The sequence below is a fragment of the Arthrobacter sp. ATA002 genome (genome assembly GCF_026898095.1).
Lineage (GTDB): Bacteria > Actinomycetota > Actinomycetes > Actinomycetales > Micrococcaceae > Arthrobacter_B.
The window spans coordinates 1,895,753-1,909,762 of sequence record NZ_CP114015.1 but is presented as its reverse complement, the minus strand read 5'-3'; the positions used below and the strand labels follow the sequence as shown (position 1 = coordinate 1,909,762).

General features: G+C 63.8%; 9 protein-coding genes and 5 pseudogenes. 9 read left to right on the top strand and 5 right to left on the bottom strand.

Annotated features, from left to right (window positions below; all coding sequences use genetic code 11):
* Positions 1 to 56: 56 nt before the first annotated feature.
* A pseudogene (locus OL239_RS20130) lies at positions 57 to 429 on the bottom strand (DUF1349 domain-containing protein); the annotation flags it as partial.
* A gap of 96 nt (positions 430 to 525) precedes the next feature.
* A complete protein-coding gene (locus OL239_RS09410; protein ID WP_268911727.1) occupies positions 526 to 1,026 on the bottom strand; it encodes a DUF1772 domain-containing protein in 501 nt (166 codons plus the stop codon).
* 267 nt (positions 1,027 to 1,293) lie between these two features.
* Between OL239_RS09410 and OL239_RS09405 the strand changes: the two genes are divergently transcribed.
* Together OL239_RS09405 and OL239_RS20125 are read left to right on the top strand one after the other, a co-directional pair.
* Positions 1,294 to 2,259, top strand: coding sequence for an AraC family transcriptional regulator (locus OL239_RS09405; RefSeq protein ID WP_442864264.1), 966 nt, complete (start codon positions 1,294 to 1,296; stop codon positions 2,257 to 2,259).
* A 153-nt stretch (positions 2,260 to 2,412) separates the two neighbouring features.
* Positions 2,413 to 2,709: an NUDIX domain-containing protein gene (locus OL239_RS20125; RefSeq protein ID WP_442864263.1), complete on the top strand. Its 297-nt coding sequence runs from the start codon at positions 2,413 to 2,415 to the stop codon at positions 2,707 to 2,709.
* Between the two features lie 357 nt (positions 2,710 to 3,066).
* Here OL239_RS20125 and mscL read toward each other — a convergent pair whose 3' ends face one another.
* Positions 3,067 to 3,495: a large conductance mechanosensitive channel protein MscL gene (gene mscL, locus OL239_RS09400; protein ID WP_268911590.1), complete on the bottom strand. Its 429-nt coding sequence runs from the start codon at positions 3,493 to 3,495 to the stop codon at positions 3,067 to 3,069.
* A gap of 431 nt (positions 3,496 to 3,926) precedes the next feature.
* Here mscL and OL239_RS09395 point away from each other — a divergent pair, with 431 nt between their 5' ends.
* The 7 genes and pseudogenes from OL239_RS09395 to OL239_RS09370 all read left to right on the top strand — a co-directional run bounded on the left by OL239_RS09395 (position 3,927) and on the right by OL239_RS09370 (position 10,836).
* Complete coding sequence (locus OL239_RS09395; protein WP_268911589.1) at positions 3,927 to 5,240, top strand: ABC transporter substrate-binding protein; 1,314 nt, start codon at positions 3,927 to 3,929, stop codon at positions 5,238 to 5,240.
* A gap of 64 nt (positions 5,241 to 5,304) precedes the next feature.
* Positions 5,305 to 6,311 (top strand): annotated as a pseudogene (locus tag OL239_RS09390) (carbohydrate ABC transporter permease).
* Complete coding sequence (locus OL239_RS09385; protein WP_268911588.1) at positions 6,308 to 7,213, top strand: carbohydrate ABC transporter permease; 906 nt, start codon at positions 6,308 to 6,310, stop codon at positions 7,211 to 7,213. The pseudogene OL239_RS09390 and the gene OL239_RS09385 overlap by 4 nt, the downstream one beginning before the upstream one ends.
* Positions 7,213 to 8,639, top strand: a pseudogene (locus tag OL239_RS09380) (GH1 family beta-glucosidase). The gene OL239_RS09385 and the pseudogene OL239_RS09380 overlap by 1 nt, the downstream one beginning before the upstream one ends.
* A 61-nt stretch (positions 8,640 to 8,700) precedes the next feature.
* Positions 8,701 to 9,718 (top strand): annotated as a pseudogene (locus tag OL239_RS09375) (LacI family DNA-binding transcriptional regulator).
* 132 nt (positions 9,719 to 9,850) lie between these two features.
* Positions 9,851 to 10,146, top strand: a pseudogene (locus OL239_RS19465) (Gfo/Idh/MocA family protein); the annotation flags it as partial.
* 57 nt (positions 10,147 to 10,203) lie between these two features.
* Positions 10,204 to 10,836: a Gfo/Idh/MocA family protein gene (locus OL239_RS09370; RefSeq protein ID WP_442864292.1), complete on the top strand. Its 633-nt coding sequence runs from the start codon at positions 10,204 to 10,206 to the stop codon at positions 10,834 to 10,836.
* 150 nt (positions 10,837 to 10,986) lie between these two features.
* On the opposite strand, the gene rpsA is transcribed toward OL239_RS09370, so the two are convergent.
* Positions 10,987 to 12,459 (bottom strand): 30S ribosomal protein S1, encoded by a 1,473-nt coding sequence (gene rpsA / locus OL239_RS09365; RefSeq protein WP_268911587.1) that lies wholly within the window; start codon positions 12,457 to 12,459, stop codon positions 10,987 to 10,989.
* A gap of 207 nt (positions 12,460 to 12,666) precedes the next feature.
* Complete coding sequence (locus tag OL239_RS09360; RefSeq protein ID WP_268911586.1) at positions 12,667 to 13,989, bottom strand: GNAT family N-acetyltransferase; 1,323 nt, start codon at positions 13,987 to 13,989, stop codon at positions 12,667 to 12,669.
* Between the last annotated feature and the right edge of the window lie 21 nt (positions 13,990 to 14,010).

Sequence of the window (14,010 nt, the reverse complement as noted above, 5' to 3'; positions counted from 1 at the left end):
TCTGTCGGCACGCCACTCCCGGGACGGGGCCCGCGCAAAGACCTAGTGACGCCCGATCAACCTGTTTTCCTGGTTTCGAGCCGCTTTTCCGATGGGTGGAAATGGCGGCTTAAATGATGGAGAGGATCCGTCAACACGTCCAAGGGACTTAGCGACCAGTCCGAGGTGCCGTTGGTAATAACCGTGCTCAGCTGAAGTGCACCATCGCTGTACTCGACGCCTGCCTTCATCCACGTTCGCTCATCGGATCGGATCATGAGGCCGGCCTGGTCGTAAAGCGAGGTGAATCCCCCGGACACCGTCGCAGTAACGACAAAATCCCCCCACTTCCCGATAGAGCAAATGCCCGCTGTCGCGGGTGAACCCGTAGTGTATTTCCCGCCAGAAATCTGTTGCGGCAGCGGTGGCCATAGTCAGCGAGTCTGATCCGGTCTTCCAGCGAGGACGAAGAGGAGCGCACCGAGGGCAGCCACTATTCCTATAAGCGCGTCCTCATAACGCGACTTCCCATGCCGCTCGTTACGATCATTTGTTTTGTATCCATTGTGTGCCAGCGATGAGGACGGCGGATGCGGCTAGGGCGGCTCGTATGGTGTTTGCCCTTGTCCATCGCCGTTGATAAGCCGCCCAGAACCTGACCCCTTCGCGTTCAAGCCTGCGGTTAAGCGGGACGTTGACTCCCATGGTGACGATTGCGCTGGCGATGGACGCGCCAGCAAGGACCAGATCGCCGACGGCGCCGCGTGACGCCGCGGACACGGCAAGTCCGAGGGCGGAGAGGGCAGCTGATCCGAAGATCAGAATGAACGGTCCACGTTCGGCCGCCCGGTTGATCGTGATCATTGTGTTCGACGCGCCCTGGTCATCGATTCGGCGCAATGCTGGCATCACCATTACAGAAAAGGCAGTGTAGACGCCTCCGACGAGCCCGGCTCCCACCACTGCGGCTACCTGGATCACGACCGCGCCCCGGACATAACCGTCGTCCTTGCGTACGCGCTGAACGACGACGCCGGCCGGCCCAATAAGTTCTCAACGCCGGCGAACGCTGCATCGTGAACGGCATCCGACCAGGTGTCTGGTTGATCCCGGTCGAACCCGGTGCGGCGTGAGGCCAACCGTGTTGGAACCCCTTTGGCGGAGAGTCGGCGATGAATATGTGCTCCGGTGCGCCCGGCAGCTCCGGAAATATGGATTGTCATACCCCCAGTGAACCGCCATTCCGCTGGATGAAGAATAGCCTAGGCTCGCAAATGTCTTCGCGATCGTCTAGCGTCCCAACGTATGGACCCTTTGACGCACTTCCTCGACGGCCCCCGCGCCGCAAGGGCTTTCGCGCTTTCCATGCAGATGACCGCACCCTGGGGCATAACCGTTCGGGACAACGCCGCACTGACCGTTCTTGCTGTGACCTCGGGCCAGGCCCTGGTTGATGGGGCACTGCTTATGGAAGGTGACGTTGCCCTGATCCGAGGCCCTGAACAGTATGAGGTGACCGACACAGCGGCCAGCACACCGACGATAGACATTGGTCCCGGTCAGCAGTGCACCACGGTCGACGGACACGATCTCCGCGAGGATTTCCGTCACGGCGTGCGACGATGGGGAAACGCAGAGGACGGCGAAACGACCCTCCTCGTGGGAACGTATGCACGTCCTGATGAAGCCGGGGGTCTCGTCGCCCGCGCTCTCCCCCGGCTCGCTGTTGTCCCGCGTGAGCAAGCCGATCACATGCTTGTTGATCTGCTGGTCCGTGAAATTTCGCAGGACAGCCCAGCCGCCCAAGTCGTCATTGATCGTCTTTTGGACGTTCTCGTCGTCAGCACCATCCGCCGCTGGATTGAAAGCTCCGAGCGTTCAAGCGCACCAACCTGGCTTACTACCACCGATCCCATGGTCATTGATGCACTGGAACTGCTGCATGCCGCCCCCGAAGCTCCCTGGACCGTGGAAAGCCTCGCCCGTCGCGTCAACACCTCACGGGCCTCCCTCGCAGCGCGCTTCCGAACAAGCGTCGGAGAGCCACCCATGACCTACCTCACTCGTTGGCGCTTTACCCTCGCGAGTGACCTCCTGCAAACACCGGACACCACCGTCGCGCAAGTCGCTCACAGTGTCGGCTACAACAACGCCTACTCCTTCAGCACAGCATTCAAAAGGCATCTGGGAATCACGCCATCCGAGTTCCGCCATCATCGCCCACTCCTCTCGAACGGCATATCGGGACCAAGGCCGTCGCCCTACCAGGAGCGCCTGTAAGCCGACCCATCACCGGGTCATTGCGCTCCGGGAAACCGGACATGGAGAAGAATGTGGACATGTCCAGTGAAATCCATAAAGTTGCCTGCTACGTAGTTCACGACGAGCACCTCCTGGTATTCACTCACGACGACGTTCCGATAACGATGACCGGTGTACAAGTGCCGGCTGGCTCGATCCAGGACCGGTGAATCCCCTGAAGAAGCCGCTCTCCGCGAGCTGCTTGAAGAAACCGGCCGACAGGGCTGCTTGGTGCGCAGCGTCGGTATTCAGCGCTACGACTTAAGGCCGGCACGAAACGAGATAGCGGTGCGGCACTACTTCCAACTGAGCATGCCGGACGCGGACCTGACGGAGCGGTGGTCAGCAGGAGAACCTGACTCATCACTTGGTGGGGAAACGTCAGCTGGACCTGCTGGTGGATGCCGCTCGCAAACGCACACGTCCTAGCAGCGGGATTTGGAGGCTTACTTGGCGTCATGCTCTCGCAAGAGAATATTCACTAGACGATCCTACAGAGAGATCTGTCCCTTTCAACAGATCCCGGGTTACCCACGTTCGCGGCAGGGGATCTCACGGTCTACCGACGTTTGGCTTTGCTGGTCCGGGACGGGCGGATCGAGCATGTGTTCCCCGGTCTTCCCGCCGGACCAGCACGCCGGCGGAGACCGCTTTTCTCCTGCCGCCGACACAACCAGGGGCTGACTACCGGTCGGAATCTTCACTCTGGATCGCGAGATGCCATTCGCGGGCCACCCGACTCTGGGCGCTCTCCCACTTGGCTCGCCCTGCCCGGCCGGAGTCCGCTTAGTGTGTGGGCCCGACCTGGGACTGTGGTGTCCCGTTCGGCGGCGGCGAAGTGAGCGCATCCCGGATTTCGGTTAGCAGCATCACCTGCGGATCCGCGCTCTGTTCCGGGGTAATCCCAAGCCTGCGGTTGCGCCGTTCGATCATCTTGTTCATCGGCAGCACGATCGCGAAGTACACGGCAGCTGCGACGAGCAGGAAGTTCACGACGGCGGTCAGCAGGACCCCGAACTGAATCTGGTTCCCGTTAAAGTTAACCACCGCGAAACTGTCGAAGTTCGGCGAACCGACGAGCCCGGAGATAAACGGCATAAGCACCGAGTTGACCAGGGCGTTCACAACGGTCGTAAACGCTGCGCCGATGATTACGGCAACCGCCAAGTCCAGGACATTGCCCTTCATGATGAAGTCTTTGAATCCCTTTAGCATCCGGCCAGAGTAACCGCCCACGGGCCCCCGGCGTAGCTCCCAGCTCAGATTTCAGCCTTGCGCAGCAGCATTCGCCGGACCGGGTAGTCGGCGTCCTTGGTGAGGGCCAGCTGGGCCCGCCCGCGTCTGGTCTCAGCTAAGCCGACTCCACGGTCAGCCAAGAGCTGCGCCCGGTCCGAAAATATTCCAGAGAGCGCTCTCTTGACAGTGATCCGGATCACTCTTAGTGTGATGGAGAAGTCAAGAGAGCGCTCTCTGGGCCGGAAGTTCCGCTTAGCCCCGGATCCCGCCCGAGCGTACGACTCTGATCCAGCAATCCAATTCCAGCTATCCCCTTCCCGCTTCCGTCGATCAGGCCTCACCAGTTCCACGACGCACGGTCCACTGCCCCGGGATATCCAACTGCTCCACCCACACACAAAGGAGTGACCGTGAAGAATTTCCGATATCCCGCAGCGGCGATCGCAGGTGCTGCCGCAGTGGCATTGCTCGCCGTAGGCTGCGGCGGAGGCGACACCGAAGCGGCCAGCGAGGCTAACCCCATCGAGCTGTCCGTGACCACCTTCGGAACTTTCGGCTACAACGATCTGTACGCCGAGTACGAAGACGCCAACCCCGGCATTGAGATCAATGACAACAACATCGACCGCGGCGAGAACGCCCGCACCGATGCCTTCACCAAACTGTCGGCAGGGTCCGGCCTGAGTGATGTCGTAGCCATTGAAGAAGGCTGGCTCGGTTCCATCATGGAAGTATCCGACCAGTTCGTTGACCTCAACGAGTACGGCGCGGAAGACATCAAGGACAACTGGGTCGACTGGAAGTACGAGCAGGGCACCGACTCAGACGGCCGGGTTATCGGCTACGGAACGGACATCGGCCCGCAGGGCCTCTGCTACAACGGCAAGCTCTTCGAAGCCGCCGGGCTGCCCAGCGACCGTGAAGCAGTGGCTGAACTCTTCGGCGGAGACGACGCCACCTGGGAGAAGTACTTCGAAGTCGGCCAGCAGTACCACGACAAAACCGGCCTGGCCTGGTACGACCAGTCAGGCTTCGTCTGGAACTCCATGGTGAACCAGATGGAGGAGGGCTACTACACCGCCGACGGCGAACTGAACATCGAGGACAACGCCGCGATGAAGGAACAGTTCATGCAGCTGGCCGAAAACACGGAGTCCGGCCTGTCCGCCAACGAGAAGAAGTGGGACTGGGGCAAGGGCAAGGCCTTCACCGACGGATCCTTCGCAACCTTCGTCTGCCCGGGCTGGATGCTCGGCACCATCCAGACGCAGCTCGAATCCGCAGGTGCGGGAGCGGAAGCCGGCTGGGACTTCGCCGACGTCTTCCCCGGCGGAGCCTCGAACTGGGGCGGCGCTTTCCTCTCAGTCCCGGAGACGTCCGAGCACAAGGAAGAAGCCGCCAAGCTGGCAGCCTGGCTGACCGCGCCCGAGCAGCAGGTCAAGCAGAGCGCAGCGGCCAACAACTTCCCCAGCACCGTTGAGGCCCAGGAACAGCTTGCTGCTGAAGCCGCACCGAATGAGCTGTTCAACAACGCTCCCACCGGTTCCATCCTCGCGTCGCGCGCTGAAGGCGTCACCGCCCAGTTCAAGGGCCCGCAGGACTCGATCATCCAGGACAAGGTCTTCAGCGCCGCACTGGGCCAGCTTGATGCAGGCGCTGCCGACGGTGAAGCCTCCTGGAACGAGGCCATGAAGCTCCTGAACGAGCTCGTAGTCAACAACTAGCAAATCGTCGAGCGCGGGGCCTCCGGCAGTGCCGGAGGCCCCCGGATGGACTGCGAGAATCGCCATGACCGTAACCGATAAACGCCCCGTACCCGCTGCGGCGCCACCCAAGACCAAGTCCCCCTTCAAATACCGCCTCAGCGGCTGGGACCTTAAGTACTCCCCCTATTTGTACATCTCCCCCTTCTTCCTGCTCTTCGCGCTGGTGGGCCTCTTCCCGCTGGTCTACACCTTCTTCGTCTCGATGTACGACTGGCACCTGCTCAAGGGGCAGGGCGAGTTTGTCGGGTTGAACAACTTCACCGAAGTCCTGCAGGACCGCTTCTTCTGGAACTCGCTGGGGAACACGATGAGCATCTTCCTGCTCTCCGCCATTCCGCAGCTGATCGCCGCCCTGTTCATCGCCGCCGTCCTGGACCAGAACCTGAGGGCCAAGACGTTCTGGCGCATGAGCGTACTCCTGCCCTATATCGTCACTCCCGTGGCCGTCGCCATGATCTTCACCAACATGTTCGGCGAGGACCAGGGACTGATCAACAACCTGCTCGGCAACTTCGGCATTGACCCCATCATGTGGCGGACGGACACCCTGCCGAGCCACATAGCGATCGCCACCATGGTCAACTGGCGGTGGACCGGTTACAACGCGCTGATCCTTCTGGCAGCCATGCAGGCGGTTCCCCGCGACATCTACGAATCGGCGGCGATCGACGGCGCCGGCGCCTTCCGCCGCTTCTTCAGCATCACGCTGCCGAGCATCCGGCCCACGATGATCTTTGTCATCATCACCTCCACCATCGGCGGCCTGCAGATCTTCGCCGAGCCCCGCCTCTTCGACCCAACGGACGCCGGCGGCGCCAGCGCCAGTTCCAGACCACCGTGCTCTATCTGTGGGAGATGGGCTTCCAGCGGCAGAACTTCGGCAAGGCCTCCGCCATTGCCTGGCTGCTGTTCCTGCTGATCGTGATCATCGGCATCGTCAACTTCTCCATCTCGAAACGGATTGCGTCCGCCGATGCCAAAAAGCCGGGAAACCGGGCACAGCGCCGCGCCGAAGGGAAACGCAAATGAGCCTCCTGGAAAAAAAGACCGCAGGGAGAAGCACCTCCTCGCCTGCCCGGCCCGGACGGCCGCTCCGGCAGCGCATCTTCGGCAATGGACTCAAACCCGGCTACCTGACCTACGGACTTCTGCTGGCCTTCTTCCTGGGCTCCGCCTACCCGCTGTGGTGGTCCGTCGTCGTCGGCAGCCGCACCAATGAAGCACTGGGGCTGGAATGGCCGCCCCTGCTGCCGGGCGGAAACTTCTGGACCAACGTTGGCGAAGTCTTTGCCACCATCCCGTTCTGGACCGCTCTCTGGAACAGCATCCTCATCTCCACGATCATCACGGTTTCGGTGGTGACCTTCTCCACACTGGCAGGCTACGCCTTCGCCAAGCTCAAGTTCCGCGGAAACGCAGCCCTGATGGTGGCGGTGGTCGCCACCATGGCCATCCCCACCCAGCTGGGCATCATTCCGCTCTTCATGGTCATGCGGACCTTCGGCTGGACGGGTGAAATCGGGGCGGTCATCATTCCCTCCCTCGTCACGGCTTTCGGCGTGTTTTTCATGCGGCAGTACCTGGTGGACGTGATCCCCGACGAGCTGATCGAATCGGCACGGATGGACGGTGCCAACATGATCAGGACCTTCTGGCATGTGGCCCTGCCGGCGGCCAAGCCGGCCATGGCCATCCTGAGCCTGTTCACGTTCATGATGGCCTGGACGGACTTCCTCTGGCCGCTGCTGGTCCTTGATGCCGGCAATCCCACGCTTCAGACCGCACTGAGCCAGCTGTCGTCGGCCCGCTACGTGGACTATTCGGTTGTCCTGACCGGCGCCATACTCGCCACCATCCCCCTGCTCGTTCTCTTTGTACTGGCAGGCAAACAACTTATTTCCGGAATTATGCAGGGAGCAGTGAAGGGCTAATGACAATCAACATCCCGGTAAACAACATCTGGCCGGCCGGCTTTATCTGGGGATCGGCAACCGCCGCCGCCCAGGTCGAAGGTGCGGCCCGCGAAGACGGGAAGGAGGACTCCGTCTGGGACGCTTTGCCGCTGCTCCCGGAAACATCCTCAACGGAGACACCCCCGCTGTTGCCGTGGACCACTACCACCGGATGCCGGCGGACGTGGCCCTCATGAAGGACCTGGGACTGGACTCCTACCGTTTTTCCACCAGCTGGGCGCGCGTCCGGCCCGGCGGCGGCAGCACCAACGCCAAGGGACTGGACTTTTACTCCCGGCTGGTGGATGAACTGCTGGGGGCCGGCATCCTGCCCTGGCTCACCCTCTACCACTGGGACCTTCCGCAGGCACTCGAAGAAAAGGGCGGCTGGGCCAACCGGGACACGGCCCACCGGTTCGTGGACTACGCCAATGACGTTTACTCGGCCCTGGGTGACCGGGTGCAGCACTGGACCACCTTCAACGAACCCTTCTGCTCCTCCCTGCTGGGCTACGGCTCCGGGGTCCATGCACCGGGCCGGCAGGAACCGCGGGTAGCAATCGCCGCCGTCCACCACCAGCACCTGGCCCATGGCCTTGCCGTCACTGAGCTGCGCAGCCGGGGCGCTGAGAACCTGGGCATCACCCTGAACCTGAGCAATTCCATCCCCCGCGACCCAAGCGATCCGGTGGACCTGGAAGCGGCCCGGCTCTTCGATTCCCTCCAGAACCGCATCTTCCTGGACCCGATCCTGCGCGGCAGCTACCCGGAGGACACCCTGCGGGATCTGGAGCCCTTCGGACTGGGTGAAGTCATCCGTCCCGGTGACCTGGAAATTATCGGCGCGCCGATCGACTTCCTGGGCGTCAATCACTACCACGACGACATGATCAGCGGCCATCCGGACACCACCGGTGCCGACGGCCACGGCGGAGGCTCCGGCAAGACGGCGGCGTCATGCTGGATTGGCGCCGAGCACATCACCTTCCCGAGCCGCGGCCTGCCGCGCACCGCCATGGACTGGGAGGTGAATCCCGACGGCCTGCGCACGCTTCTGGTTCGGCTCGGCGAGGAATACCCGTCCCTGCCGCCGCTGTATGTCACCGAAAACGGTGCGGCGTACGACGACGCCGTCAGCCCGGAAGGAACCGTCCCGGATCCGGAACGCACGCAGTACATCCTCGACCACATCGGTGCCGTGCACAGTGCCGTTGAAGCCGGGGCTGACGTCCGCGGCTACTTCGTCTGGTCGCTGCTGGACAACTTCGAGTGGTCCTGGGGCTACAGCAGGCGCTTCGGCATCGTCCGCGTGGACTACGACACGCAGCAGCGCACCGTGAAGGACAGCGGCTTGGCCTACAGCCGGCTGATTGCCGCCAGCCGCGCCGCGGCGCCCGCTGTGTGAAACCCGCCGGTACAGTGGAAACCCAGCCGCCCCTTCGGAACAACAGTGCAGGGAGAACACAGTGAGCACCGATTCCGGCTCTGCCAGGCCCGCCCCCACGCTCGAAATGGTGGCGGCCCTGGCCGGGGTGTCCCGGGCAACCGTTTCGCGGGTGGTCAACGGTGCTCCGTCCGTCGACCCGCATCTGGCGCAGTCCGTGGAACAGGCAGTACGGACACTGAATTATGTGCCCAACCGGGCGGCGCGGACCCTGGCCAGCCGGCGGACCTACACCGTGACGCTGCTCGTGCCGGAATCCACGTCCAAGGTTTTCGCTGATCCCTTCTTCGCCACCGTGGTGGAGGGCGTGGCCCGCTACCTGAATACCACCGATTACATGCTGAACATGGTCACGTCGTCGGAAGCGAACCCGGAAAAAACCCGGCGGTACCTGCTCGGCGGGAACGTGGACGGCGTCCTCGTGGTGTCCCACCACAGCGGAGACCATTCCTGGGCACACCTGAACGGCTCCTTCCGCTTGTTTTTGCCGGCCGTCCCCTGATGGGGGTGTCCGACAGCTACTTCGTGGAGGTGGACAACGAAGAGGGCGCCGTTGACGCCACCACCAGGTTGATAGCGGACGGCCGACGCCACATCGCCACCATCGCCGGCCCGCAGGACATGCCGCCCGGCGTGGACCGGCTGGCCGGCTGGCGCTCCTCCTGCTGGCGGCCGGCCTCGATGACGCACTGGTGGAAACGGGTGACTTCACGGTGGCGTCGGGCGCCGCGGCCATGCGCCGGCTGCTGGGCCGCGGCAAGCCGCTGGACGGCCTCTTCGCGGCAAACGACCAGATGGCCGCCGGCGCCTACTCGGTGATCAAGGAACACGGGCTGCGCATCCCGGAGGACATCGCCGTCGTCGGCTTCGACGACGACTACTACGCCACCAGCATCAGCCCGGCGCTGACCACCATCCACCATCCGATTGCGGCGCTGGGTGAAAAAATGGCCGAGTTGCTGGTGGAGCTGATCGAGGGTCGTGCCGTTGAACGCATCCACCGGCTGCCCACCTCCCTCGTGGTCCGTGAATCCGCTTGATCCCCGAATACCCCTAGGAGCTGAACACCGCATGACCCTCACTACCGAGCAACGCCATTTTGTCCGTCCGCCCTGCGCCGAAGACGGCGCACCCTCCCCCTGGCCGCCACCGGGCGCCCGCTGAACTGGGGCGTGGTGGCCACCGGTGGAATTGCCGGCACGGTCACCGCCGACATAGCCCTGCTGGAGGATGCCGTCCTGTACGCGGTCAGTTCACGGAAAGCAGCCAAGGCCGCGGACTTCGCCGAACGCTTCGGATTCACCGTCCCGTATTCCGATTCAGCGGCTGCCACGGGGTATGAAGCGATGTTCGCGGACCCGGCCGTCGACGTCGTCTATGTTGCCACCCCGCATGCCCAGCACTACGAAGTCGCCAAAGCGCCCTGGAGCACGGCAAGCACGTGCTGTGTGAAAAACCCTTCACCGTGAATGCGGCGGAGGCGGCGGAGCTGGCCGGGCTGGCGCGGGGCCGGAACCTTTTCCTGATGGAAGCCGTGTGGACCCGGTTCCTGCCAAGCGCGAACCGGGCGTGGGACATCCTGGCCTCCGGCGAGCTGGGCACTCCGGCCTGGGTGCAGGCCGATCTCGGCTTCGCCGCCCCGGTGGATCCAACCAGCCGGATGTGGGACCCGGCCGCCGGCGGCGGCGCGCTGCTCGACCTGTCCGTTTACACCCTGACCTGGGCGTTCGGCGCCCTTGGCTTCCCCGACAGCGTCACCGCCTCCGGAGAGCTGAACGACAGCGGCGTGGACATCCAGAACGCGCTGACCCTGCGGTACGACGGCGGCCGGCACGCCCAGCTCACGTCCTCCATCTCCGCCTCGGGCCCGGGAAGCGCTACGATCGCCTGCAGCCGCGGCTGGATGCGGACCGGAGGCGGCCAAATCCCGAACCCCCGCGAGCTCCACGTCCACGCCCCGGACGGAGCGCGCGTCGAAACCTCTGATCCTGCCGGCGCCGGCTACACGTACCAGCTGCGCGAGGTGACCCGCTGCATCCAGCAGGGACTTACGGAGAGCCCGACCATGCCCCTGGCGGATACGCTGCGGACCATGGAACTGCTCGACGGCGTGAGGGACCAGCTCGGCCTGCGCTACGCCAACGACGCGCGGGTCTAAGGGCCACACCCCGGTGTGACACCAGCGGCGCAACAGCACGCACAACACCACCGGCACCAGAACGAAAGCGGGCCCCACCGAAGTGGGGGCCCGCTTTTTGGAGCTATATCAACCGGCTGCTTGAACCGGTCTCTTTAGCGCACCGGGAAATTAGTTGCCCGTGAGCTTCTCGCGCAGAGCGGCAAGTGCTTCGTCGGAAGCCAGCGTGCCGGCACCCGTCTCGGCAACAGCAGGCTCGGAGGAGTAGCTCGTGGAGCCGGACTCGGAGGTCTCCGAAGCAGCTGCGATGTCCTCGGAAGCATGCTGTGCAACCTGCTTCTTGTGGGCTTCCCAGCGGGCCTGGGCGTCAGCGTACTGCTGCTCCCAAGCGGCACGCTGGGTCTCGTAGCCTTCGAGCCATTCGTTGGACTCGGGGTCGAAGCCCTCCGGGTACTTGTAGTTGCCGGCTTCGTCGTACTCTGCGGCCATGCCGTACAGAGCCGGATCGAACTCGGTGCCTTCGGGGTCGACGCCCTCGTTGGCCTGCTTCAGCGACAGGGAGATGCGGCGGCGCTCGAGGTCGATGTCGATGACCTTGACGAACAGCTCGTCGCCAACGGAGACAACCTGCTCGGCCAGCTCCACGTGGCGGACTGCCAGCTCGGAGATGTGGACCAGGCCTTCGATGCCGTCTTCGACGCGGACGAACGCACCGAACGGAACCAGCTTGGTGACCTTACCCGGCACAACCTGGCCCAGGGCGTGGGTGCGGGCGAAGGTCTGCCACGGATCTTCCTGCGTAGCCTTCAGGGACAGGGAGACACGCTCGCGGTCGAGGTCAACTTCCAGAACCTCGACGGTGACTTCCTGGCCAACTTCAACGACCTCGGAGGGGTGGTCGATGTGCTTCCAGGACAGCTCGGAAACGTGGACGAGACCGTCGACGCCGCCCAGGTCCACGAAGGCACCGAAGTTGACGATGGAGGAAACAACGCCCGGACGAACCTGACCCTTTTCCAGCTTGTTGAGGAACGTGGAGCGAACCTCGGACTGCGTCTGCTCGAGCCATGCACGGCGGGACAGAACAACGTTGTTGCGGTTCTTGTCCAGCTCGATGATCTTGGCTTCGATCTGCTGGCCGATGTACGGAGCCAGGTCGCGGACACGACGCATCTCGACGAGGGAGGCCGGCAGGAAGCCGCGCAGGCCGATGTCCAGGATGAGGCCACCCTTGACAACCTCGATGACGGTACCGGTAACGACGCCGTCTTCTTCCTTGACCTTCTCGATGTCGCCCCAGGCACGCTCGTACTGCGCGCGCTTCTTGGAGAGGATCAGGCGGCCTTCTTTGTCTTCCTTGGTGAGGACCAAAGCTTCGACGAGGTCACCAACGGAAACTACGTCTCCGGGGTCAACGTCGTGCTTGATGGAAAGCTCACGGGAAGGGATGACACCCTCGGTCTTGTAACCGATGTCGAGCAGGACCTCGTCGCGGTCAACCTTGACGACGGTACCTTCGACAAGATCGCCGTCGTTGAAGTACTTGATCGTGGCGTCAATGGCGGCGAGGAAGTCCTCGGCAGTACCGATGTCGTTGATGGCGACCTGCGGGGTACCGGACTTCTCGGTGGTGGTGATGGTCATGTAGTTGGGACTCCGATGTGGAAGTTGTTTTGTATTCCGGATGCGCTCCCACCGAACTCAGAGCAGCCGTTCGGGCCTGCCTCAAGACAGTGCTTGTTTGTCCGGAGATGGACAGAATTGGTAACTTACTGCGCAATTACGCGCCAGATCAGTCTAGCCGCAGCCTGCAACTCAGGTCAAAGCACCCGGAACACTTTGCCCGGGTAATCAGAAATGGGTGTTGCAGTAGGGGGCCTTCCCCGCGGTAAAGAGCGCATCGATAGCGTCCAACGCGGCCGCACCGCCTCGTATTCCGCCGGCTGCGGCCAGCGTGGCGGCGCTGACGCCGCCCAGATACAGCGATCCCAGGGCATCGGCGTCGATCTCCGCAGCGGGAACGCCGGGAAGGCCGGCCGGCGACGTGCCGCCGGGCAGCTCCGTGGCGGTTCCACGTCCACCTTCCGCGGCGAGGTGCCAGGTCCCGGCGGCCAGGCCCAGCGGATCGGCCACCGTGAGGACGACGGCGCCGCTGCCCGTGTAGTGCCGGGCTTCCAGCGCCGCGCGGGTGTCCAGGATCCGCAGCCACAGCACATCTTCGACGCCGGTAACCCCGTACCGGCGGCGGTCGGCGAGCATCCACGGCAGCGGGTCCGCCAGGGGCGCCGCGTCATAGGTCAGCCGGTCCACGAGGTCAATGGAGCCCAGGAAACGCCACAGCTCCCGGTAGGCCTCCCCGGTGGCGGCGATGAGATCAGTGATTTTTAGGGTTTGCGGTTCCGTATCCCAGCCCGTGAACTTGTAGGTGGCGTAGCCGTCGGGGTTTCCGGCGGCGTCGTAATGGAGGACGGCCCGCAGTTCCTTGTCGGGTTCGCTGGTGTGTTCGCTCCACGCTCCCGAGGCACGCAGGGCGTAGGCGTGCTGGCGGCCCAGTGCCCCCGCCGTCCGGCTGTGGTGGGCGCGGAAAATCTCCGGCGCCAGCTCCAGGAGCCGGGCGCTGTCGGCGATCACCGCCATACCCGCGGCAGGAGCCCGAAAACCGAGGCCGTTCCGGGTGTCAACAGCCACCGCCGCGGTGGAGGTGGCAGCACCAAAGCCGAAGCGGCCGTAAATGGTGGCTTCCGACGCCGTCAGCGCCGCCACCGCCAGGCCTGATTCTTGGGCAGCAGCCAGATCCGCGGTGATCATCCGGCGCAGGATGCCGCGGCGCCGGTGGGTGGCGCGCACCGTCACGCAGGTCACCAGGTGGGCGGGCAGCAGCTGTCCGCCGCCGACGTTCAGGGTGTTGACCATGGTGGCGTAGGTGGCAACGGGAATGGCTGCGTCCCAGGCGCCGTCCGGCGACTCGTCGTCGTACACACCGGTCAGGACGCGGCCGTCCCGCCGGTATGCGTCCACCATGGCGGGCAGCCGTTCCGGATCGGCCCGCGGCTCATGGAATCCGAGCCGCACCGCCTCAAGCCAGTTGGCGGTCGCGGCATCAGCGGCAGGGGGATCTGCGCCGTCGTACCCCGGCGCGAAGGATTCCAGCCGCAGCCCCGTGTCCGTTTGCATGATCCCCCTGCTTTCGCGTCG